This window comes from Castellaniella sp. WN (assembly GCF_054457555.1).
Genome location: NZ_JBTKZC010000001.1, coordinates 2,471,647 through 2,493,314, shown reverse-complemented (window position 1 = coordinate 2,493,314; position 21,668 = coordinate 2,471,647). Strand labels below are relative to the sequence as shown.

Genomic DNA, 21,668 nt, shown 5'->3' with positions numbered 1-21,668 from the left:
GGCCTGCTCCATCTCAGTCAGGAAGCCGGGGCGCACAGCCCGTCGATCAGCACGTGGGACAGCCCGCGCGAGCATGTTTCGACCCGGGCGTCGACATGGTAGACGTCGGCCAGGGATTCGGCCGTGACGACCTGGTCCGGGCGGCCGTGGCCGACCAGTTCCCCTTCGCGGATCAGCAGGGCCTCGTCGCTGCGCTGCAGGGCGATGTTCAGGTCGTGCAGCACGATCAGCGTGGTCAGGCCGTGCTCGCGAGTTTCCTGGGCCAGCAGGTCCATCACGTGGCACTGGTAGTTGAGGTCCAGGGCCGATAGTGGTTCGTCCAGCAGCAGCAGGCGGGGCGTGCGGATCAGCGCCTGGGCCAGGCCCACCAGCTGCTTCTGGCCGCCGGACAACTGGTCCAGGTAGTGCATGGCCAGGTGCTCGATCCCCAGGCGTCCGAGCACGTCCAGGATGCGCTGCGGGCTCGCGTCCTGGGCGCGCGGATCGAGGTCCGAAGCGCGCGCGGCCACCATCACGGACTCGAAGACTCGCAGGTGCACGGCCGCCGGCAGGGATTGCGGCAGGTAGACCACGCGCTGCGCACGGCGCTCGAACGACAGCTTCGTCAGATCCTGGCCGTCCAGCACCACTTGGCCGCGGGCGACCTTCAGCAGGCCGGCCAGAGCCTTGAGCAGCGTGGACTTGCCGCTGCCGTTGGGGCCCAGCAGGGACACCACCCGGCCGGGCAGCAACGGCCCGGCGGACAGTTCACGGATGATGGGGCGGCGGCCGTAGGCGACCGACAGGTCCTGGATCTGCAGCATGCTAGGCCCTATTTCATTTGACGGCGCAGTACGACCGCCAGGAAGAACGGCACCCCGACCAGCGAGGTGACGATGCCCACCGGTACGATGATGCCGGGCACGATGTTCTTGGAGGCGATCGAGGCCAGCGACAGGATCGTCCCTCCCACCAGGGCGCTGCCCGGCAGGTAGAAGCGGTGGTCCTCGCCGAACAGGCGGCGCGCGATGTGCGGGGCGATCAGCCCGACGAAGCCGATGGTGCCGACGAAGGACACGGCCAGCGCGGCCAGCACGCTGATGCGCACCAGCGCCGTCAGCCGCAGGCGCGGTACATCGATGCCGAAGCTCGCGGCGCGGTCCTCGCCCAGGCGCAGTGCGGTCAGCTTCCAGGTGTCTCGCAGCGACAGCGGCAGCAGCACGGCGAAGACCAGCAGCAGGATGCCGACCTTCGGCCAGGAGGAGCGCGCCAGGCTGCCCATGGTCCAGAACACCAGGCCTTGCAGGGCCTCGGCGCTGGCGACGAACTGCACCAGCGATACCGCCGCGTTGAAGGAGAACACCAGCGCGATGCCGAACAGCACCAGTCCGGACGTGCTCATCGAACCCCAGCGCGCCACCGCGTCCAGCAGCAGCGCCGAGATCAGCGCGAAGACGAAGGCGTTGGCGGCGATCGTCCAGGACTGCGGCACGCCAGGCAGCGACAGGCCCAGCACGATAGCCAGCGATGCCCCGAACGCGGCTGCCGAGGAGATCCCCAGCGTGAAAGGGCTGGCCAACGGATTGTTCAGAATGGTCTGCATTTCCCCGCCGGCCAGGCCCAGGGACAGGCCCACCGCCACCGCCATCAGGGCGTAGGGCAGGCGGATGTCCCAGACGATGACGCGGGTGGTCGGATCGGCCAGGTCGGGGTGGAACAGTGCATGGCTCAGGTCCGCCCAGCCCAGCCCCGATGGCCCCAGCATGAAGTCCGCCAGGATCGAGGCCAGGATGACGATCGACAGCAGCGCGACCAGCAGCCAGCGGCGGCGCAGCATGCGCCGGTAATCCATCAAAACCGGGGCGGGAGTCGTCAGCGAGGCGTCCATGCGAAAGAGGCGGCGGACCACCGCGCGGGGCGGCGGGTGCGGAACCTGGGTAGGCGGGTGAATGAATGTATAGAATGAGAACCGTTTACGGCTCTGCCAGTATAGTGGAACATGACCCCGCTTGCCTTCGACCTGCCCCTGGAGGACGGCCGTGCCTGCGCCGTGCGCATCGCCGTGCCGCCCGGTCTCATGCCGGTGGACGGCTGGCCCGTGGCCTACGTGCTGGATCTCAAACAGTTCGACTCGATGCGCGCCGATCCGGCGGGCCTGCCTGGCCTGCTGGTGGGCCTGGGGCCGGGCAGGCCCGAGGACCGCCGCTGGGACTATGTGCCGGCGGGCCGGGGCGCGCGCGGGCTTGCGGGAGCCGATCCCGCAAGCCCCGGCGTGGCTGGTGACGGCCGAATCCCGCCCGGCATGCGGGCGGGCGCGGCCCGCTGGCTGCGCGTCCTGGATCGGGTGCGCGCGCGGGTCGCCGACGACTGGCGCCTGGATCCTCGCCGCCAGGTACTGTCCGGCCATTCACTGGGCGCGCTGTTCGCCCTGTACGTCCTGACTCACCGGCCGTGCGCTTTTGACGGTTACGTGCTGTCCAGTCCTTCGGTCTGGTGGGGAGGCCGCTATGCCGCCCGCCTGCTGCGCCGCCGTCGGCCGTGGCTGTGCGCCCGGGGCGTGCCGGCGCTCGGTGTCCGGCTGACCGTGGGGGAGCACGAGCAGGGCCTGGCGCCCGAGGAGTGCGGCCCCGGCATCGATGAGGAAGAACGGGCCCGCCGTCTGGCCCTGCGTCGGGCGCGCGCCATGGTGGACGGCATGCGGGACCTGACCGGAGAATTGACCCTATGCCCCGGCCTGCGCCTGGATGGCGCCGTGCTGCCCGGGCGCACACACCGGACCGCGCCGCTGGACGCTCTGATGCCTGGGTGGCGCTGGCTGCTGGCAGGCGGGCGGGGCCGGCCGGCGGAGCGCCTGGCCGGCTGATGTTGCGTGGCGAGGTGCGCGATGCTCAGCGCCCCGCCTTGCCCGCCATGCGAAGGATGTCGTCCAGTGCGTTGCCGTCGCCGTTGGCGTCGAGCAGGCTGTTCAGACCGCCGAGCAGGCCGCCCGAAGATTGCTGCGTGCCGCCCTGGCCGCCGAGCCCGCCCAGCAGGTCACCCAGCAGACCGCTCATCGGCGCGGCCGGCTCCGCCTGGCCCGTGCTTCCCTGGCGGGACATGAAGCCCGCGACCAGCGTGGCCAGCAGGGGCAGCATCTGCTTCAGCAGCGCGGGATCCAGCCCGCTGCCGGAGGCCGCATGATGGGCCACGGTGCGGCTGACATCCTTCGAGCCGAAGATCTGCCCCAGCACGTCGTTTCCCCGGGCCGTGTCGGCGGGATCCAGATCGTCGGCCGTGGCCGGCAGGTTCGCGCCGCCCAGTTGGGCCAGCAGGCCGTCGAGCCCGCCCGCGCCCTGCGCCTGTTTCCGGAAGCCGCCCATCACGGCCGGCAGCAGCGCCTGGGCGCCGCTGGCCGCCTGGGTTTCGGTGATGCCCAGCTGGCGGGCGATGGGGCCCAGCTCGTTCGCCAGGGCGAGGATATCGGCGATTTGCATGGTGTGTGGCTCCTGGCCGGCGGCGCCGGCCTCGGGGTGGTTCAATCCAGCAGGTCGGCGGGCACGTTGCCGCCATTTTCCGCCAGGCGGGCCAGCACGGCCTTGTGCAGCCACATGTTCATCTGCGCCGAGTCGCCCATCTTGTCGGCCGGGCAGCCCAGTTCGGTGGCCAGGTCCTTGCGCGCCCCCAGGCTGCTGTCCATGTCCAGCAGCTTCATCAGGTCGACGATGGAAGTCTTCCAGTTCAGTTTCTGGGAATTGGCGGCGGCCTTTTGTTCCAGTTGACCCACTACGTCCACGACGGAAATCGCCTGGCTGGCCGGCACGCTCGCGGCGGCGGACGCGTCGGGCGCCGGAGCGGCCTGCGCGCTGCCGAAGCCCAGTTTTTCGAGGATGGTGCTGAACAGACCCATGACGATCTCCTTGGGGGGTTCTATGAATGAAGGTCAAGGGATTTGATCATTTCCGGTGTGGGGCGGGGGAATCCTTGACATTGTTTGATCAGATCCCGGAGCGGGAATTGTAAATAGAAACAGTTATCGTTTATATTCTCATTTATTTCATAATCCAGACAGCAATCCAAGGAATCCACATGTCCGCTTCCAATGTCCAGGGCCGTACCCTGCCGCCGATCGGCCTGCTCATCGCCCTGGGCCTGGTCGCCGCCCCGGCCGGCGCGCAATCGTCCGACGGCGTCGCCCAGCTCGACCGCGTCGTCGTCAAGGCCGAGCAGGAACTGAAGCAGACCCCGGGCGCGTCCACCATCACGTCCGAGGACATCCAGAAATCCCCGCCCGCCACCGACGTGTCGGAGATCATCCGTACCATGCCGGGAGTGAACCTGACCGGCAACTCCTCCAGCGGCCAGCGCGGCAACAACCGCCAGATCGACATCCGCGGCATGGGCCCGGAGAACACCCTGATCCTGATCGACGGCAAGCCCGTATCCTCGCGCGGGTCGGTGCGCTTCGGCTGGCGCGGTGAACGCGACACGCGCGGCGACACCAACTGGGTCCCGCCCGAACAGATCGAGCGCATCGAAGTCCTGCGCGGCCCCGCCGCCGCGCGCTACGGCAACGGCGCGGCCGGCGGCGTGGTGAACATCATCACCAAGCCGATCGCGGACAAGCTGACCGGCTCGGTCACCGTCTACGGTAATTTGCCCGAGCACAGCGACGAGGGCTCGACCGCCCGCACGACCTTCAGCCTGGCCGGTCCGATCTCCGATACCCTGGGTTTCCGCTTGAACGGCAGCGCGGCGAATTTCCAGGGGGATGCGTGGGACATCAACGAGGGGCATGAGTCGGCGCGTGGCGGCAGCAACAAGGGTACTTTTCCCGCCGGCCGAGAAGGTTTCAAGAATCGAGACATCAACGGGGTGTTGAGCTGGAAGCCCGCCGCCGGCCATAAGATCGACTTCGAGGCCAGCTACGGTCGCCAGGGCAACATCTACGTCGGCGATACGCAGAACACCAATACCAACGACATGGTGAAGCGCGAGCTGGGCGGCGAGACCAACCGTATCTACCGCCAGGCTTATTCCATCACCCACAACGGCGACTGGAACGCCGACACTCATACCTTGAGCTACCTGCAGTACGAACAGACGCGCAACACCCGGCTGCTGGAAGGGCTGGCCGGGGGTACCGAGGGCGCGTTCAATGATCCGACCAATCCCAAGGTCAAGGACGGTGGTTACGGCGACATCGATCTGCGCACGCTGACCGCCCATACCGAACTGAGCCGGCGCCTGAACTGGGGCGGCATCGACCAGATGGGGACGTTCGGCCTGGAATGGGTGCGCCAGGATCTGGAGGACTATTCGTCCGATCTGGCCTCGCGCAATCTGCCGAACGCCAAGATGCCCAAGGTGCCTTTTGCCTACAGCCCCAAGGCGCATGCCAACATCTATTCACTGTTCGCCGAGGACAATCTGTACATCGGCGATCGCTGGACCGTGACGCCGGGCCTGCGTTTCGACCATCACAGCCTCCAGGGCAACAACTGGAGTCCGTCGCTGAACCTGGCCTACATGGTCAATGAGCAATGGACGGTGAAGGCCGGCGTCGCCCGGGCCTACAAGGCGCCCAATCTGTACCAGAGCAATTCCGGCTATCTCCTGTATAGCGCGGGCAATGGCTGCTGGGGCAACCCGCCGGGCGGTACGGATGGCTGCTTCCTGCTGGGGAATTCGGATCTGAAAGCGGAAACCAGCATCAACAAGGAGTTGGGGATCGAATTCCGCAGTCCGGATGGACTGGGCGCCAGCCTGACCTATTTTCACAACGATTACCGTGACAAGATCGAGGCGGGGCGTACCACTGTCAGTTCGTTCACCGGGAGCACCGGTTTCAAGCAGAATGTCTTTCAATGGGAAAACATCCCCCGCGCCGTCGTGCAGGGTATCGAGGGCAACCTGACCTGGCCCTTCGCCCGGGACTGGCTGTGGTCCACCAACTTCACCTACATGATCGAATCGAAGAACAAGGAGACCGGCGAACACCTGTCCACCATTCCCGAATACACGGTCAACAGCACCCTGGACTGGTCCGTGACGCCGGCGTGGTCGTTGCGCGCCAAGGCCACCGTCTACGGCGAGCAGGAAGGGCCGAAGTATGACTACTACGGCCAGCCGTTGACCGGCAGCGCCACCGACAAGATCCCGCCTTACGCGATCTTCGGCCTGAGTACGCAGTACAAGGTCGACAAGCACCTGCGCGTGACGGCGGGCGTGGACAATGTGTTCGACAAGCGTATCTTCCGCCGGGGCAATGCGATCGGCGTCAACATGGACAACGCCAACTACATCCACGGCGCCGGCGCCTACACTTACAACCAGCCTGGCCGCACCTTCTTCATGGAAGTGACCAGCTCGTTCTAAGCGTTTCTTCCCAGGTGCCGGCATCTCGCTTCTGAACGGTTCACGCCGTCCGGATATGACAAAAACGCTCCGCCCCCACTATTCGTCGTGAAGGCGGGGCGTTATCCTTTGCGCGGCAATCGGCAATCGGCAATCGGCAATCGGCAATCGGCAATCGGCAATCAGCAATTGGCAGTCGGCAGTCGGCAGTCGGCAGTCGGCAATCGGCAGTCGGCAATCGGCGGGCAGGGGCCGAGCGGTCTGTGGTGAATGGGCTACGGTGGGTCATGGCGGCAATTGGCAGCGATGGTTGAATCGCGGTACGGAAGGCTGAATCGCGGTACGGAAGTCCGCTGAGGTATGGAAGAGTCTTCACAATCTGGCATGATCAGAACGGCAGTACCCGAGGTACATAAGGGTTCCACCAGAGAAAAGTGGTCGATGTGACCTCATATGCGCTTTTACCCCTCTAAAGCGTCGTATATGGTCTCTCTGGCCAGGAATTTGAAAGGAACATCATTGCTCTGTCTTCCTTGGCGCCGCCCAGCCCTTCTTGGCCGAAACCTGGACTGGGCTTGAGTCGGATGACTCATCACAGGACACAGGAGGCACTCGTCCATGGCTCACACCCCACCCTCGCGCAGACCGTTGTTTCGCAGAATTCCCCAGGAAAAACTCGACCTGCGCTATGAAGCGAACCGGGCGTTGGCCGAGAGTCTGGCTAGCTTCCGGGCGCAGAGGCAGACGCTTCAAGGTCACACGTTTCAGCAGCCGGCATCCCGGAAACCCGTCCCGCCTCCGCAGGTGCCGGCAACTCGGGAGAAGACCGTTTCCATGAAGCGGCAGGTGGAGGCCCACAGCCGCCGATCCTGTCGCGAACAGGCCGCGACCCGGCTGGCGGAATGGGGAATGTGCATCCGCTACCGCCGCGTGAGTCAGGGCATCAAGGCGCAGGCGCTTTGCGAACGAGTGGGTGTGTCGCTATCCACCTTGCGGCGCGCCGAGCGGGGAGACGCCACGGTGGCGGCCTCGACCTACCTGATCGCCCTGGCTGAACTGTCCATTCTGGGTGAACTGCTGCAGGAGCCGTCCGAATACCTGCTGCGCAAACCAATCGCGGATGGCCGCCTCTCGGACACCCACTATCCCCGCAGCCGGATCCGGAAATGGGAGCGGCGCACCGTCTGGTTATGAGTCCCGGTCGCCCTGCCAAACGGTTTGCCGCATGTAACGGCCTCGCAATCCGAGGGACGGCGAACGAGGCGCGCGAGCACGAGGCCCAGGCGTGGTGCAATGGCCTGATGAATGATCTGGCTCTGTCGTGCTGACGGCGCACCGGAAACGCGCGGCTGTCCGTCGCCGCACGAGACTACCCCGCTGTCTTCCTCGGCCGTCCGCGCGGCGCCGGGCTGACGCGCCGGGACGCCAGGCGCCCCAGGTGCGCCAGAAAGATCTTTTCCCCCAGCGCCCATTGGCCCGCCAGCGCCGCCTCGATCCGCAAGCCTTGCGATTCGCCCAGTCCGGCGGCCAGCCGGTTACGCCAGGCGGCCTGGCGGGCGAAGGGCGTATCGCCTTCGCGCCAGTAGTCGGGGTGGTCCGTCAGGGCCGGGCGGGCTCCCGCCGGGACCGCCTCCCCGTCCGGGTCAGACGGTCCCGGCGCGCTCCCAAGGCCCAGCCCGGCGTGTTCCGCCGCCGACGACCAGGGCCATTGCGTCGCCGCGCCGACCTGGCCGGTCGAGACCGGCAGCGATTCCAGCCAGATCATGGCCGGCAGCACCCAGCGTCCCGGTTCCAGCAGCGCGTTGCGATAGCGCCCCGTGTACACACGCGTGCGCATCAGGCCCGAGCCCATGCGTCGTCCCAGCGCCTGCATCAGGCGCGACAGCGCGGCCTCGTCGCCCGGCGTGGCCAGCAGCGTGATCCGGTCCGGCAGGACGATCCAGCCGTGCAGGGCCACGGCGCCGGCCTCGCCCGCCGCCGCGCGCCCGGCTTCCTCCGCCAGCCAGCCGCGGATCCGGTCCAGCGCCGTCGCCGGGGCGGGGGCGTCGGCCGGCGCCAGCGGATGCGCGAAGCGCGCCTGGGCCAGCTGGGGGATGCGGGGGGCGTAGAGGCGGGGCAATCGAGCCATGACTATAGAGGCATCTTTAAATTCAAACGGTTGTTTGAATTTTCATCACAAATCAGCGACAATCAAAAAATCGGCCCGGGAAGGTTCTGAAGAAATCCGCCCGAAGCGTGCAGCAGCCGGGTGAACCTGTTCGGCACCCACCCAGGCCATCGGCCAGCCCATTAAAACCAGCGAGGACACAATATCATGCAAACCAGCCAGTCCGCCCCCCTGTTCATCCGCCGCGTGGCGGTGTGCGGCGCCGGGGTCATGGGCGCGCAGATCGCCGCCCACTGCGTCAACGCCGGCGTGCCGGTCGTGCTGTTCGATCTGGCCAAGGACGACGGCCAGGGCGGCAAGAACGGCATCGTCCAGCGCGCCATCGCCCAGTTGAAGAAGCTCAACCCCGCGCCCCTGGGCGTCGACGCCCTGGCCGACCTGATCACGCCGGCCAACTACGACGAGGATCTGGCGCTGCTGGCCGATTGCGATGTCGTCATCGAAGCCATCGCCGAACGCCTGGACTGGAAGCGTGACCTCTACCACAAGCTGGCGCCGGCCCTGAACCCGCACGCCATCGTCGCCAGCAACACCTCGGGCCTGTCCATCACGTCCCTGTCCGAGGCCCTGCCCGAGACCCTGCGCCACCGCTTCTGCGGCGTGCACTTCTTCAATCCGCCACGCTACATGCCGCTGGTCGAACTGATCCCCACCGGCGCCACCGAGCCGGCCCTGCTGGACCACCTGGAAACCTTCCTGGTGTCGCAATTGGGCAAGGGCGTCGTGCGCGCCAAGGACACGCCGAACTTCATCGGCAACCGTATCGGCGTATTCGGCATCCTGTCGGTCTTCCATCATACCCAGGCCTTCGGATTGCCCTACGAGTTGGTGGACGATCTGACCGGCACCCGCCTGGGCCGAGCCAAGTCCGGCACCTACCGCACCGCCGACGTGGTCGGCCTGGATACGCTGGCGCACGTCATCGACACGATGAAGAACCAGTTGCCCGACGATCCCTTCCACGCGCATTTCGGCGTGCCTCCCGTACTGGCCGCCCTGATCGAGAAGGGCGCCCTGGGCCAGAAGACCAAGGCCGGCTTCTTCAAGAAGGAAGGCAAGGCCATCCTGCGTTTGGACCCCGCCGCCGGGCAGTACGTGCCCTCCGGAGAGAAGGCCGACGACGAGGTCAAGGACATCCTGAAGGAACGTGATCCCGCCAAGCGCCTGAAGGCGCTGCACGATTCCACGCATCCCCAGGCGCAGTTCGTCTGGGCCGTGCTGCGCGACACCTTCCATTACAGCGCCGTGCACCTGGTCGACATCGCCGACAGCGCGCGCGAGCTGGACCAGGCCATGAAGTGGGGCTTCGGTCACAGCTTCGGACCCTTCGAGATCTGGCAGGCCGCCGGCTGGCGTCAGGTCGCCGAGTGGATCAACGAAGACATCGCCGCCGGCAAGACCCTGTCGGATGCGCCGCTGCCCGCCTGGGTCACCAGCGGCGTCGTCTGGGACAAGCAGGCCGTGCACACGCCGGAAGGCTCCTTCAGTCCGGCCACCGGCGCCTACGTGCCGCGCAGCGCGCTGCCCGTCTACCAGCGCCAGATCGGCGCGCCGCGTCTGGTGGGCGAAGGCCCGTCGCTGGTGCCGCATGTCGTCCATGAGGACGACGCGGTGCTGTGCTGGACGCTGCCCGCCCCGCATCCCCAGGACGTGCTGCTGGTGTCGTTCAAGACCAAGATGCACACCCTCAGTCCGGACGTGGTGCGCGGCGTGGTCCGCGCCGTGGATCTGGCCGAGCAGGGCTACAAGGCCCTGGTCGTCGCCCAACTGGACGACCCGTTTTCCGCGGGCGCCGACCTGAAAGCCATGCTCCCCGCCTTCATGTCCGGCGGCGTCAAGGCCGTCGAGCCGATCCAGAAAGAAATGCAGGACATGGTCATGCGCCTGCGCTATGCCCAGGTGCCCGTAGTCGCGGCCGTGGCCGGCCTGGCCCTGGGCGGCGGCTGCGAGCTGTCCGTGCATTGCGCCCGCCGCGTCGCCCACCTGGAAAGCTACATCGGCCTGGTGGAAGTCGGCATCGGTCTGGTGCCGGGCGCGGGCGGCATCACTTTCAGCGCCCGCCGCGCGGCCGAGATCCAGGCCCAGTCGGCCCCGGACGCCCCGTTGCTCGCCTACGTGAAGAACTTCGTCCTGGCCGTGGCCACCGCGCGCGTGTCCAAGTCCGCCCTGGAGGCCCGCGAGATCGGCTTCCTGCGCGACTCCGACCCCATCGTGATGAACCGCCATGAACTGCTGTACGTGGCGGTGCGCGAGGCCGCCAACCTGGCCGGACAGGGCTGGCGCCCGCCGCTGGCCGCGCGCTTCCCCGTGGCCGGCCGCGACGCCATCGCCACCCTGAAGGCGCAGCTGGTGAACATGCGCGTGGGCGGCTATATCTCGGACTACGACTTCCACATCGCCGAACAGGTCGCCACGGCCATCTGCGGCGGCGACGTCGATCCGGGCAGCCTGGTCGACGAAGCCTGGATGCTGCGGCTGGAGCGCGAGGCCTTCCTGGGCCTGCTCGCCAACCCCAAGACACAAGAGCGCATCGCCGGCCTGCTGCAAACTGGCAAGCCCGTGCGGAACTGACGCGTCGCAGACGAAGCCCGGGCCGCCGGCCGGCCCGGAACCCCGAACAAGGAGACTTTCAATGACTGCCCTTCAACAAGCCTATATCGTCGCCGCGACGCGCACGCCCATCGGCAAGGCCCCGCGCGGCATGTATTCCCACACCCGCCCCGACGAACTGCTGGCCAAGGCCATCCAGGGCGTGATGGCCCAGGCGCCCGGCCTGGATCCCGCCGCGATCGAGGACGCCATCGTCGGCTGCGCCATCCCCGAAGGCCCACAGGGCCTGAACGTCGCGCGCATCGGCGCCTTGCTGGCGGGCCTGCCCCAGTCGGTGGGCGGTGTGACGGTGAACCGCTTCTGCGCGTCCGGCCTGACCGCCGTCGCCATGGCGGCCGACCGCATCCGCGTGGGCGAGGCCGACGTGATGCTGGCCTGCGGCACCGAGTCCATGAGCCTGGTACCCACCATGGGGATCAACACCTCCTTCAGCCCGGACGTCTACCTGAAGGAGGAGAACATCGGCATCGCCTACGGCATGGGCTCCACCGCCGAACAGGTCGCTCAGCGCTGGAAGGTTTCCCGCGAGGATCAGGACGCCTTCGCCCTGCGCTCGCACCAGCGCGCCCTGGCCGCCCAGCAGTCCGGCGAATTCAACGACGAAATGCTGCCGGTGGAAATCGTGCGCCGCGCGCCCGACCTGGCGACGGGACGGATACGCGAAGACCGCCGCACCGTGGCCCTGGACGAAGGCCCGCGCGCCGACACCAGCCTGGAGGCCCTGGCCCGTCTGCGCCCCGTGTTCGCCGCCAAGGGCAGCGTCACCGCCGGCAACAGCTCGCAGACCTCCGACGGCGCCGGCGCCCTGCTGGTCGTGTCCGAACGCGCCCTGAAGGAACACAACCTGACGCCGCTGGCGCGCTTCGTGTCCTTCGCCGTGCGCGGCGTGCCGCCCGACATCATGGGCATCGGCCCGAAGGAAGCCATCCCGGCCGCCCTGAAGAAAGCCGGCCTGACGCTGGACCAGATGGGCTGGATCGAGCTGAACGAAGCCTTCGCCGCCCAGTCCTTGGCCGTCATCCGCGACCTGGGCTTGAACGAGGATGTGGTCAACCCGATGGGTGGCGCCATCGCCCTGGGCCATCCCCTGGGCGCCACCGGCGCGATCCGTTCCGCCACCACCATCCACGCCCTGCGCCGCCGCAAGCTGCAATACGGCATGGTCACCATGTGCGTGGGGACCGGCATGGGCGCGGCGGGGATTTTCGAACGCTGCTGATTGCCTTCGGCGGCCTGAACGCCCCGGCTCCGCCCGCTGCGAGGAGGGAGAGCCGGGGCGTTTTTTACATGGCCGCATCATGGCATCATGACATAATGACCGGCGACCCCGCCGATCCCGATCCCGTCGCCATGTCCGATCGCATCACTCCCACCGACACGCCCGCTCCCCTCACGGACCTTCCCGAATGGAAGCGCTTCGCGCTGGCGGCGCAGACCTGCGCGCCGCGTGCCGACGCGCTGGACCTGATCGAAGCGCCCGGCCTGGCGCTGGATTCCAGCGGCCAGCGCCACTCGCCCGATCTCATGGCGGCGGGCGAGGCCCTGCTGCGTGCGCGGAATTTCGAGACGCAGCGCACGTGCCTGCTGGCGGGCGGGTCCGTCAATGTCACGGAAGGCCGCGCGGCCTGGCACACCGCGCTGCGTGCGCCGGAGGCGCCGGCCGAGGTGCGGGCGGAACGCGAGCGCATGGATGCCTGGGTGCAGCGCGCCGACGCGGGAAGGCGCTGGCGCCACGTCGTGCACGTGGGTATCGGCGGCTCGGATTGGGGCGTGCGCCTGGCGGTCACGGCCTTCGGCTATGCCGGCACCTGGCGCGACGTGCGCTTCGTCGCCAATATCGACGGTCATGCGATCGAGGGCGGTCTCGCGGGGCTGGACCCGCGCGAAACCCTGGTCGTGCTGGTCTCCAAATCCTTCACCACCGCGGAAACCCTGGAAAACGGCGCGCGCGCCCGCGAATGGCTGGCCGGCGCCGGGCTGGACCCGGCCGCCCACCTGGCCGCGGTCACCGCCCGGCCCGACCGCGCCCGCGCCTGGGGCGTGCCGGAAGGCCAGATCTTCCAACTGTGGGATTGGGTCGGAGGGCGGTTCTCCCTCTGGTCGGCGGTCAGCCTGAGCACCGCGCTGGCCGTGGGCGTCGACGTGCTGGAGGGCCTGCGCGCGGGCGCCGCCGCCATGGACGCGCACTTCGCCCAGGCGCCGCTGGCGGAAAACGCCCCGGTGCGCATGGCGCTGGCGGGCGTCGCCAACCGCAGCGTGCTGGGACAGGGATCGTTGAACATCGCGCCCTACGACTCGCGCCTGGCGAACCTGGTGCCCTACATCCAGCAATTGGACATGGAATCCCTGGGCAAGTCGGTGGACGTCGCCGGCCGGCCCGTGGGCGTGCCCACCGGCCCCGCCGTCTGGGGCATGCCGGGCACCGACGCGCAGCACACCTTCTTTCAGTGGATGCACCAGGGCAGCGACGGCGCCCCGGTGGACTTCATCCTGTGCCGCGAGGCCGACCACCATTGGCCGGCGCACCACCGCCAACTGCTGGCCAACTGCCTGGCCCAGCGCGAAGCCCTGATGCGCGGCAAGACCCTGGCCCAGGCGCGAGCCGAATGCCTGGCCGAAGGCATGGATGCGGCCCGCGCCGACTGGCTGGCCCCGCACCGCGTCCACCCGGGCGGGCGCCCCAACCACCTGATCGTCCTGCCGCGCCTGTCGCCGTATTCCCTGGGCGCGCTGCTGGCCCTGTACGAGCACCGCGTCTTCACGCAGGGCGTGATCTGGGGCATCGACCCCTTCGACCAGTGGGGCGTCGAGTACGGCAAGATCCTGGCGCGCGGCATCATCGCCGAACTGGACCCGTCCGGCCAGGCGCGCGCGACCGCACCTGCCGCCGATGACCTCGCCGTCCGCCACGACGCCTCCACCCGCCACTGGATCGACCGCCTGCGGGAATGATCCGTGATGATCATCCCGGGTCGTGGCTGCTCAGCCAGACGGTGATGTCGGCGTGCAGCAGAACAGCCTGTTGCAGACAGGCGGATGCGGTCGATTCGGAAACCAGGTCGCCGGAATAGTCCGACAGGTGGCGCGCCAATCCGGCTCAATCGGCTCCAGGCTGATGCCCACCAAGTTCCGCAAGCTCATGTTCGCCGCCCTTCAGGAATAGTTTGGGCTTGGAAAGCACGTCTCGCAGGAATGCGTCGCCCGCCCGTGCCTTGAATTCTGGCACGGTCAGCACGACCGGATTGATCTCCCGTCGCAATTTTGCCTGGGCGGGCCAGAGATGTTCGACCACGTGGTCGAAGTGGGCCGGACCGATCAGCATCAGGTCGACGTCGCTGGTCGGAGCCGCCTGATTCCTGGCGGTCGACCCGAAAATGAAGGCGATGACGATGTCGTCGTCCAGGGGCGCGATGGCTTCGGACAGCAGGACGGCGATACCGGATGTCTTCAGCAGGATGCTGGAAAGCTCATGGAAGATGGGACAAGTCGTATCGGCCTGATAGATCCGCTGGTTGCCGCGGTTAGTCCGCGTCAGCAGGCCGGCCTGCGCCAGTTTGGACAGTTCGCGCATCGTCGCGCCGGCCGGCAGGTCCGTGCGGCGGGCGATTTCCCGCCCATGCAGCGGCTCCGTCGGATTGAGCAGCAGCAGCTCCAGTATCCGGCGCCGGTATTCCGGCAGGAGGAGGGAAATCAATGAATGATCCATATTTGAGGTCAATGGTCTCTTTTTTAGGATCACTTGGCAAGCAAGAGGTGGATCATGAATGCGGCCGGGCCATGCAGGTCGGGGAACATCGGGATGTCTTTCGAGCGCTCCGAAGCCTGCACCCATAGGGACTTTCCCTGCCATCCCCGTCCGGTTCATGAATATTTCCTGAAAACCCCAGGGTTTACCCGGGATTATGCGCCCGGTCGAAAAGCCCTTATCGTGCTTTGCGCATGGTTGCCCGCAGAGGCCTCCGGTAGAGTGGCCGCAAGACGCCGGAAAGGCGCTTTCAGACTTCCGACTTCAGACAAGAGGGAGGCCCCGGGCACGGAGGCGTCCCGCTCCTTGGAGACAAGACATGAGCAAAACCGTCGCTCCGGTGGATGAGATCCTGCCGTTGGGCCAGCTGACGGCCCTCGGGCTGCAGCACGTGCTGGTGATGTACGCCGGCGCCGTGGCCGTCCCTCTGATCATCGGCCGGGCGCTGGGCCTGGACTCGCACGAAGTGTCCCTGCTGATCGCGGCCGACCTGTTCGCCTGCGGCATCGCCACCATCATCCAGTCCCTGGGCGCCACGCAGTGGTTCGGCATCAAGCTGCCCGTCATCATGGGCGTCAGCTTCGCCCCCGTCGGCCCCATGATCCACATCGCCCAGTCCACCCCCGGGCACGAGGGCGCCCAACTGCTGTTCGGCACCATCATCGCGGCGGGGATCGTCACCATCCTCATCGCGCCCTGGATCAGCCGGCTGCTGCGCTTTTTCCCGCCGGTCGTGACCGGCACCATCATCGCCATCATCGGCATCACCCTGATGCGCGTGGGCATCAACTGGATCTTCGGCAACCCCGTCGGGCCCACCGCGCCGTCCCTGGTCGATCCCAATTACGTCAACTGGCTGAAGGACATCCAGGCGGCGGCCGGTGCGCCGGGTTCGCCCCTGCCGGCCGTGCCGCAGGGACTGGCCATCATGCCGACGCTGCCCAATCCCAAGTACGCCAACCTGACCGGTGTGGGCATCGCCGGCGTCGTGCTGCTGTCGATCCTGGCGATCGCCAAGTTCTGCAAGGGCTTCCTGGCCAACATCGCCGTGCTGCTGGGCATCGTGATCGGCGCCGTCATCACGGCCGCCATGGGCATCATGTCTTTCGAGAAAGTCGGCAAGGCCGCATGGGTCGACGTGGTCCTGCCCTTTCATTTCGGCATGCCGAAGTTCGACTTCTGGATGATCCTGACCATGGTGCTGGTCATGATCGTGATCCTGATCGAGTCCACCGGCATGTTCCTGGCCCTGGGCGATATGACCGGCAAGAAGATCGGCCAGAAGGACCTGGCGCGCGGCCTGCGCACCGATGGCCTGGGCACCCTGATCGGCGGCATCTTCAACACCTTCCCGTATTCCAGCTTCTCCCAGAACGTCGGCCTGGTCGCCGTCACCGGGGTGCGCAGCCGCTACGTCTGCGTGGCCAGCGGCGTCATCCTGCTGATCCTGGGCCTGCTGCCGAAACTGGCGGCGCTGGTCGAATCCCTGCCCACCGTCGTACTGGGCGGCGCCGGCATCGTGATGTTCGGCATGGTCACCGCCACCGGCATCCGCATCCTGGGCGGCGTGGACTTCGTCAAGAACCGCAACAACGCCATGATCGTCGCCATTTCCATCGGCATGGGCATGATCCCCGTCGTCGCCCCGAACTTCCGCCAGTGGATGCCGCACGCCATCCACCCGCTGATCGAATCGGGCATCCTGCTGACCTCCCTGTCGGCCGTGCTGCTGAACCTGTTCTTCAACGGCGCCCCGCACGACACCGACGCCGCCGTCGAGGCCGCGAAGCACGCGGAGGCTTGATCTTTTCCCGGATCAATGCCGCATCGAGCGCTCCATGGAGCGCCCGATGCATTTTCACCAGTTTTTCAGCATGACGAAATCAGCCATGAGGAATTGACCGACTGTCTGTCTGGCTAACGATCATGGTGGTAGGCACCACCCCTGAAGATGAAAGAGACTTTGGGGTGGAAGGTGTTGGGTGAAGGTCGTAAAAGTTTTTGGCGGCTCGACCCCGCGGCTAACGTGACCGGCCGGACTGACTCGCACCCCGGATTGCTTCCCTAGAGAGCGCACGCTAAACAGGCCGTTGGCGACATGTCGCCTTCAGGCACGTTCAGTCCCGGCACCCGCCACCTTCCACCCTTAAGTCTAATCGACAGGAGGTGGTATGGAACTGGGAGCGTTATACAAACGGGTGATCGGTCTGGACATTCATCAGGCGCAGATCACGGCCTGTGCGCTGATCGAGGAAGCAGACGGCTGCGCACGCATCGAGCAACGTCAATTCGGCGCGTTCAAGCGAGACCGTCGGGAACTGGCCGACTGGGTGGCGTCACTACGCCCCGACGAAGTCGTGATGGAGAGCACCGGCATTTACTGGAAGAGCCCGTATGCGGCACTGGAAGCGCGTGGCATCTGCGCCAAGGTGGTCAATGCGCGACATGTGAAGAACGTGCCGGGCCGCAAGACCGATGTGGGTGATGCCCACTGGTTAGCGACGCTGGCGCGAGCGGGATTACTGCGCGGCTCGTTTGTACCGCCGGCCAAGCTGCGGGAACTGCGCCTGATCGCCCGCCAACGACAGAAACTTGTCGGGCAACTGGCCAGCGAGAAGAACCGTCTGCACAAGGTGCTCACCGATAGCGGCGTGCGCCTGGGGGTGGTGGTCAGTGATCTGCACGGCCAGTCGGCACGCGCCATGGTCAAGGCGATCATCGCCGGACAAGCGCCGCAGGAGGTGCTCAAGCTTGCCAGTCGCCGCCTGAAGGCCAGCCGCGAGGAAATCTTCGACGCCCTGCAAGGCGACCTGACGGCCAGCCATCACTTCGTCCTGGATGAACTGATGCAGCATGTCGAGGAAATCGAGGCCCGTATCGTTCGCTTCGATACCCGGCTGCTCGCCGAACTGAAATCCGAACACAACGCCTTGGCCCTGCTGCAAACCATTCCCGGCGTCGATCAGATCGGGGCTGCCATGCTGTTGGTCGAAATCGGCTCCGACATGGATGTCTTTGGTAGTGCCGATCGTCTTGCCTCCTGGGTCGGCATCTGCCCCGGCAACAACGAATCAGCCGGCAAGCGTAAATCCGGTCGTGTTCGCAAGGGCAATCTGTATGTCCGGCGCCTGTTGTGCGAGTTCGCTCACGCCGCTAGCCGTACTCAATCCGTCTTCAAATCGAAATTCCAGGCCTTGATGGTGCGCCGTGGCTATAAACGGGCCATCATCGCCATCGGCCACAAAATACTGCGAACGATCTTCTTCATACTCCAGCGTGGCGAACACTACCGGGACAGCGCCACCGACTATGAGGCCCTATCCGTTCAACGCAACGCTCCACGCTGGATCAAGGCTCTGACCAAGTTCGGATTTATCCAACCTGCCAGCGCCTGAGCCGCACCGCCCTAGCCCTTACAGCCTTCGATGGCTGGGGGGGCGCTCGGTCAGAAATGCCTGTCTTTCACGCTAAATGCCCGGCACAGTTCTGCCTGGATCATTGACGGTGTTAGCAACTGATTAATAGTTGCTATCAACCGCACTTCGAGGCATCATTCATGTCCAGGCATCAAAAACTGGTGGACCGGCTCAGTGCCGTTCCTTCGCCGCGTGACTTTCGATTTGCGGATCTTGTGGCGTTGCTGTCCGGTTTCGGATTCATCTTGTGGGAACATGGCGGCGGATCGTCGCACAAGTCGTTCATTCACCAGCGTGCGCAAGGCGGCGAGTATAGGATTGTCTGCGCGCGACCGCATCCGGGCGGTGTGCTGAAGGTCTATCAGGTTCGCGAGATATGCGCCAGACTGCGTCAATGGGGCTTTCTATGAACAATGTGCTGGAATACAAAGGCTACCTGGGTTCGGTCGAGTTCAGCGCCGAAGACCAGTGCCTGTGCGGCAAGGTCGAGTTCATCAACGATCTGATCCTGTTCGATGGCATCAGCGTGGACGAAGTCCTGCACTCCTTCCGTGAGGCGGTCGATCAGTACCTACAGTCTTGCGCGGAACGAGGCGTCCAGCCGGATCAGCCGTTCAAGGGCAGCTTCAACGTGCGCGTCGGCGGTGATTTGCACCGACAGGCTGCCCAGGAAGCCCGACGCCGCGGAGTGGCCCTGAACGAACTGGTCATTCAGGCGCTTAGAAAAGAATTGCATGCCTGAAGATCTTCCCTCCGCCTGGTACGTCGTCCACACCAAGCCTCGTCAGGAACGCACCGCGGCCGAGCAATTGCGGCGCCAGGACTTCGAGGTCTATCTGCCGCTGTTCAAGGTCTTCCGGGAACCGGGGCGGCGGCGCGCGTCCGCGACGGCTTGCGCCGCCCCGGAGCCGGCCATCGGCGCCGGCGTCCAGCCAGGCGCTCATGCCGATCCGGCCCTGACCGCCCACGAACCCATGTTCCCCCGCTACCTGTTCCTGCGGCCCACCCGGGCCACGCAGTCCCTGTCCGTGGTGCGCTCCACCGTGGGCGTCAGCCGGCTGGTCATGTTCGGCCACCAGCCCGCGACACTGGCCGATGCCGCCGTCCATGCCATCCGCCAGGCCGAAGGCCTGCGCGAAACCGCCGCCCTGGCCGACATCGGCCCCTATCGTCCCGGCATGGCCGTGCGCTTGCGGGACCCGGCGCTGGCCGGCGTCCAGGCCCTGGTCCAGGCGGTCTCCGCCGATCGCGTCACCCTGCTGCTGGACATCCTGGGCCGCCCGCAGACCGTGCAGGTCGAATTCGGGCGGATCACGCCGCTGTAGCGGGGCGGAAGCTCCGCCTTGCCTCCAGTGCAGGTTGTGATCAATCCATCACAGCCCACCTCGCTTACCAAGACAGATATCCATAAGATGGGCGATGCAACATGCTCCCATCCCGTCAATGTGTCTATAGAAAGATGGATCATTGATTTAAATGCATCTACAATCAGACCATGGATATCGAATTTGATCCGTATAAATCGAGGATCAATGAGCGAGAACGCGGCCTGCCGTTCGCGTTGGCGTCCCAGTTCGAGTTCGAGACCGCGGTATTCAAAGTCGATGCACGGTGCGATTACGGCGAGGTACGCATCCGGGCGCTGGGCAAGATCGATGGCCGTGTGCACGTGGTGGTATTCACAGAGCGCGAGCATGCGATCCGCATCATCAGCTTGCGCAAGGCCAATCGGCGGGAGGTGTATTTGTATGAGCAAGAAATCAGTCGACCCTGAGCGCGTGGATGACGACAACCCGGAATGGACTGAGACCGACATGCGCACGGCCGTGCGCCTGGATGGATTGCCTGAGTCGCTTCAGCGGAAATTACGCGGACAACGCGGACCCCAGAAGGCACCGCGCAAGATTCAGACCGCAGTCCGTTACGACGTCGATATCATCAATGCCTTCAAGGCCGGGGGGCCCGGCTGGCAGACCCGCATGAATCAGGCCTTGCGGGAGTGGCTGCGTGGTCGGGAAAAAGTCTAGTCCCCGACCGCCGCGTCCCGTTCCGCCTGCCGCATCGCAGCCCACAGCACCGCCAGGGACACCAGGAAGAACATCACCCCGTTGTTGCGGCCCAGGATCACCTGGGTCAGGCCGTAGGCGGCGAAGGCGGCCGGCAACGCCGCCCCGCAACAGGCCAGCACCCGCACCGCCGGTTCGGGCGCGCGCAGGCGGCGGCAGAAATACCAGAAACTGGCGATCAGCAGCGCCAGGCACGCGATCAGTCCCAGGCTGCCCTGGTGCAGCCAGATCTCGATGAACTGGTTGTGCGTGTTCGCCAGCGTACCCACGATGGGCGCCACGCGACCGGCGCCGATCAGTTCCCGCAGATGGGCATCGTACTGCGCGTGCCCCCAGCCCAGCAGGGGGCGTTCCGGGATACTGATCAGCGCGGCCTTCCAGGCCTCCAGGCGGGAACCGACATTGTTCGTGGCATCGCCCCGCTGGCTGTAGGCGTGCCATTCGTCCAGCGCGGCGCCGTAGCGGCTTTCGGCGATGTGGCCGGCGGGCAGGACGGACAGCGCGATCGCCGCGGCCGCCGCCAGGATGGCCACGCCCGCCAGCAAGGGGCGCAGATGCGTACGGCGCAGCAGCGCGACCGCCGCCAGCACCAGCAGGATCGGCAACGCCACCAGGCTGCCGCGCGAGGCGGAGGCGATCATGGCGTAGATCCCCGCCAGCGACCCGGCCAGCAGCAGCGCGGCCCCGCACCAGCGCCGCCGGATCGCCGCCAGGGCGGCGCCCATCAAGGACCAGAACCCCATTGTCAGGGACATGTCGCCGAACGGGATGGCGCTGGTCACAAAGCCCGTTGCGCGTTCGTAGCCCATGCCGATCGTCTGCCACGCGGCGACCCCCGCCGTGGCGAACAGGCCCAGCGCCAGCCCCGCCGCAAGCCAGTCCAGGCGCAGTTGGACGCGCCGCAGCCCCGCCAGGATGGGGATGGCCAGCAGATAGCGGACACCCTGGTCCAGGTATTTGCCCGAATCCCCGTGCCACAGCACGGCCAGTGCATTGACGGCGAACACCGCCAGCAGCAGCGCGCACAGCGTGCGGTCCTCGGTCGTCCAGGGCGCGGCCACCCGCCCGTCCGGCATGCCCGCGGGATGCGGACGCCCCGGGTGCCGGCCCGTCCACCAGACCGCCAGTCCGCCCAGCAGCAGCAAGCCGCCGCCCACGGAATAGCCCGATGGCACCGACAACATCAGCAGAAAGGACAGCGCGGCGCAAGCCGACATCCAGGTCGACAACCAGGCGGGTGGAGTGGCCGGGGGGGTGGGCATGGGGGCATCAATGGACAAGGGGATGGTGAATTGTAGCGGGAGGCCGTGCCCGCGGCCCGATCGGCGGGAGCCCGTCTTCGAAGAGCGCGG

Annotated in this window: 21 protein-coding genes; 13 read left to right on the top strand and 8 right to left on the bottom strand. The window is 66.5% G+C overall.

Annotation, left to right across the window (positions count from 1 at the left end):
* Positions 1-17: 17 nt before the first annotated feature.
* Together ACTPOE_RS11745 and ACTPOE_RS11740 are read right to left on the bottom strand one after the other, a co-directional pair.
* Positions 18-803, bottom strand: coding sequence for an ABC transporter ATP-binding protein (locus ACTPOE_RS11745; protein ID WP_458872350.1), 786 nt, complete (start codon positions 801-803; stop codon positions 18-20).
* Positions 804-811: 8 nt separating this feature from the next.
* Positions 812-1,816 (bottom strand): FecCD family ABC transporter permease, encoded by a 1,005-nt coding sequence (locus tag ACTPOE_RS11740; protein WP_458872349.1) that lies wholly within the window; start codon positions 1,814-1,816, stop codon positions 812-814.
* A gap of 162 nt (positions 1,817-1,978) precedes the next feature.
* Between ACTPOE_RS11740 and ACTPOE_RS11735 the strand changes: the two genes are divergently transcribed.
* Positions 1,979-2,842: an alpha/beta hydrolase-fold protein gene (locus ACTPOE_RS11735; RefSeq protein WP_458872348.1), complete on the top strand. Its 864-nt coding sequence runs from the start codon at positions 1,979-1,981 to the stop codon at positions 2,840-2,842.
* Positions 2,843-2,867: 25 nt separating this feature from the next.
* On the opposite strand, the gene ACTPOE_RS11730 is transcribed toward ACTPOE_RS11735, so the two are convergent.
* Entirely contained in the window at positions 2,868-3,452 is a 585-nt protein-coding gene (locus ACTPOE_RS11730) for a DUF937 domain-containing protein (protein ID WP_458872347.1), read from the bottom strand.
* A gap of 41 nt (positions 3,453-3,493) precedes the next feature.
* Positions 3,494-3,865, bottom strand: coding sequence for a DUF3597 domain-containing protein (locus ACTPOE_RS11725; protein ID WP_458872346.1), 372 nt, complete (start codon positions 3,863-3,865; stop codon positions 3,494-3,496).
* A 179-nt stretch (positions 3,866-4,044) separates the two neighbouring features.
* Between ACTPOE_RS11725 and ACTPOE_RS11720 the strand changes: the two genes are divergently transcribed.
* Together ACTPOE_RS11720 and ACTPOE_RS11715 are read left to right on the top strand one after the other, a co-directional pair.
* Positions 4,045-6,333, top strand: coding sequence for a TonB-dependent siderophore receptor (locus tag ACTPOE_RS11720; RefSeq protein WP_458872345.1), 2,289 nt, complete (start codon positions 4,045-4,047; stop codon positions 6,331-6,333).
* An 813-nt stretch (positions 6,334-7,146) separates the two neighbouring features.
* Positions 7,147-7,506 carry a helix-turn-helix domain-containing protein gene (locus ACTPOE_RS11715; RefSeq protein ID WP_458872344.1) on the top strand — a complete coding sequence of 120 codons (360 nt, stop codon included), beginning with the start codon at positions 7,147-7,149 and terminating at the stop codon, positions 7,504-7,506.
* Between the two features lie 175 nt (positions 7,507-7,681).
* Here the strand turns inward: ACTPOE_RS11715 and ACTPOE_RS11710 are convergent, their stop codons facing one another.
* Complete coding sequence (locus ACTPOE_RS11710; RefSeq protein WP_458872343.1) at positions 7,682-8,440, bottom strand: transposase; 759 nt, start codon at positions 8,438-8,440, stop codon at positions 7,682-7,684.
* Positions 8,441-8,626: 186 nt separating this feature from the next.
* On the opposite strand from ACTPOE_RS11710, the gene ACTPOE_RS11705 reads away from it, so the two are divergent.
* From ACTPOE_RS11705 to pgi, 3 genes are all read left to right on the top strand, one after another.
* The gene (locus tag ACTPOE_RS11705) at positions 8,627-11,050 is read left to right on the top strand and encodes a 3-hydroxyacyl-CoA dehydrogenase/enoyl-CoA hydratase family protein (RefSeq protein ID WP_458872342.1); all 2,424 of its coding nucleotides are present in this window, start codon (positions 8,627-8,629) and stop codon (positions 11,048-11,050) included.
* Between the two features lie 61 nt (positions 11,051-11,111).
* The gene (locus ACTPOE_RS11700; RefSeq protein ID WP_458872341.1) at positions 11,112-12,308 is read left to right on the top strand and encodes an acetyl-CoA C-acyltransferase; all 1,197 of its coding nucleotides are present in this window, start codon (positions 11,112-11,114) and stop codon (positions 12,306-12,308) included.
* 131 nt (positions 12,309-12,439) lie between these two features.
* Complete coding sequence (pgi, locus tag ACTPOE_RS11695; RefSeq protein WP_458872819.1) at positions 12,440-14,041, top strand: glucose-6-phosphate isomerase; 1,602 nt, start codon at positions 12,440-12,442, stop codon at positions 14,039-14,041.
* A gap of 10 nt (positions 14,042-14,051) precedes the next feature.
* Here the strand turns inward: pgi and ACTPOE_RS11690 are convergent, their stop codons facing one another.
* Both ACTPOE_RS11690 and ACTPOE_RS11685 read right to left on the bottom strand, forming a co-directional pair.
* The gene (locus ACTPOE_RS11690) at positions 14,052-14,180 is read right to left on the bottom strand and encodes a hypothetical protein (RefSeq protein WP_458872340.1); all 129 of its coding nucleotides are present in this window, start codon (positions 14,178-14,180) and stop codon (positions 14,052-14,054) included.
* A 6-nt stretch (positions 14,181-14,186) separates the two neighbouring features.
* A complete protein-coding gene (locus tag ACTPOE_RS11685; protein ID WP_458872339.1) occupies positions 14,187-14,954 on the bottom strand; it encodes a nucleotidyltransferase domain-containing protein in 768 nt (255 codons plus the stop codon).
* A gap of 199 nt (positions 14,955-15,153) precedes the next feature.
* Here ACTPOE_RS11685 and ACTPOE_RS11680 point away from each other — a divergent pair, with 199 nt between their 5' ends.
* The 7 genes from ACTPOE_RS11680 to ACTPOE_RS11650 all read left to right on the top strand — a co-directional run bounded on the left by ACTPOE_RS11680 (position 15,154) and on the right by ACTPOE_RS11650 (position 20,277).
* Complete coding sequence (locus ACTPOE_RS11680) at positions 15,154-16,638, top strand: nucleobase:cation symporter-2 family protein (RefSeq protein ID WP_458872338.1); 1,485 nt, start codon at positions 15,154-15,156, stop codon at positions 16,636-16,638.
* A gap of 367 nt (positions 16,639-17,005) precedes the next feature.
* On the top strand, positions 17,006-18,229 hold the full coding sequence (locus ACTPOE_RS11675) for an IS110 family RNA-guided transposase (protein ID WP_458870713.1): 1,224 nt from the start codon (positions 17,006-17,008) through the stop codon (positions 18,227-18,229).
* A gap of 161 nt (positions 18,230-18,390) precedes the next feature.
* The gene (locus ACTPOE_RS11670) at positions 18,391-18,660 is read left to right on the top strand and encodes a type II toxin-antitoxin system HicA family toxin (RefSeq protein ID WP_458872337.1); all 270 of its coding nucleotides are present in this window, start codon (positions 18,391-18,393) and stop codon (positions 18,658-18,660) included.
* On the top strand, positions 18,657-18,992 hold the full coding sequence (locus ACTPOE_RS11665; RefSeq protein ID WP_458872336.1) for a type II toxin-antitoxin system HicB family antitoxin: 336 nt from the start codon (positions 18,657-18,659) through the stop codon (positions 18,990-18,992). The genes ACTPOE_RS11670 and ACTPOE_RS11665 overlap by 4 nt, the downstream gene beginning before the upstream one ends.
* Complete coding sequence (gene nusG / locus ACTPOE_RS11660) at positions 18,985-19,575, top strand: transcription termination/antitermination protein NusG (protein ID WP_458872335.1); 591 nt, start codon at positions 18,985-18,987, stop codon at positions 19,573-19,575. Before ACTPOE_RS11665 ends, nusG begins: the two co-directional genes overlap by 8 nt.
* Positions 19,576-19,745: 170 nt before the next feature.
* Entirely contained in the window at positions 19,746-20,024 is a 279-nt protein-coding gene (locus ACTPOE_RS11655; protein WP_458872334.1) for a BrnT family toxin, read from the top strand.
* A complete protein-coding gene (locus ACTPOE_RS11650; RefSeq protein WP_458872333.1) occupies positions 19,999-20,277 on the top strand; it encodes a BrnA antitoxin family protein in 279 nt (92 codons plus the stop codon). The genes ACTPOE_RS11655 and ACTPOE_RS11650 overlap by 26 nt, the downstream gene beginning before the upstream one ends.
* On the opposite strand, the gene ACTPOE_RS11645 is transcribed toward ACTPOE_RS11650, so the two are convergent.
* Entirely contained in the window at positions 20,274-21,578 is a 1,305-nt protein-coding gene (locus ACTPOE_RS11645) for an O-antigen ligase family protein (protein WP_458872332.1), read from the bottom strand. The genes ACTPOE_RS11650 and ACTPOE_RS11645 overlap by 4 nt on opposite strands.
* Between the last annotated feature and the right edge of the window lie 90 nt (positions 21,579-21,668).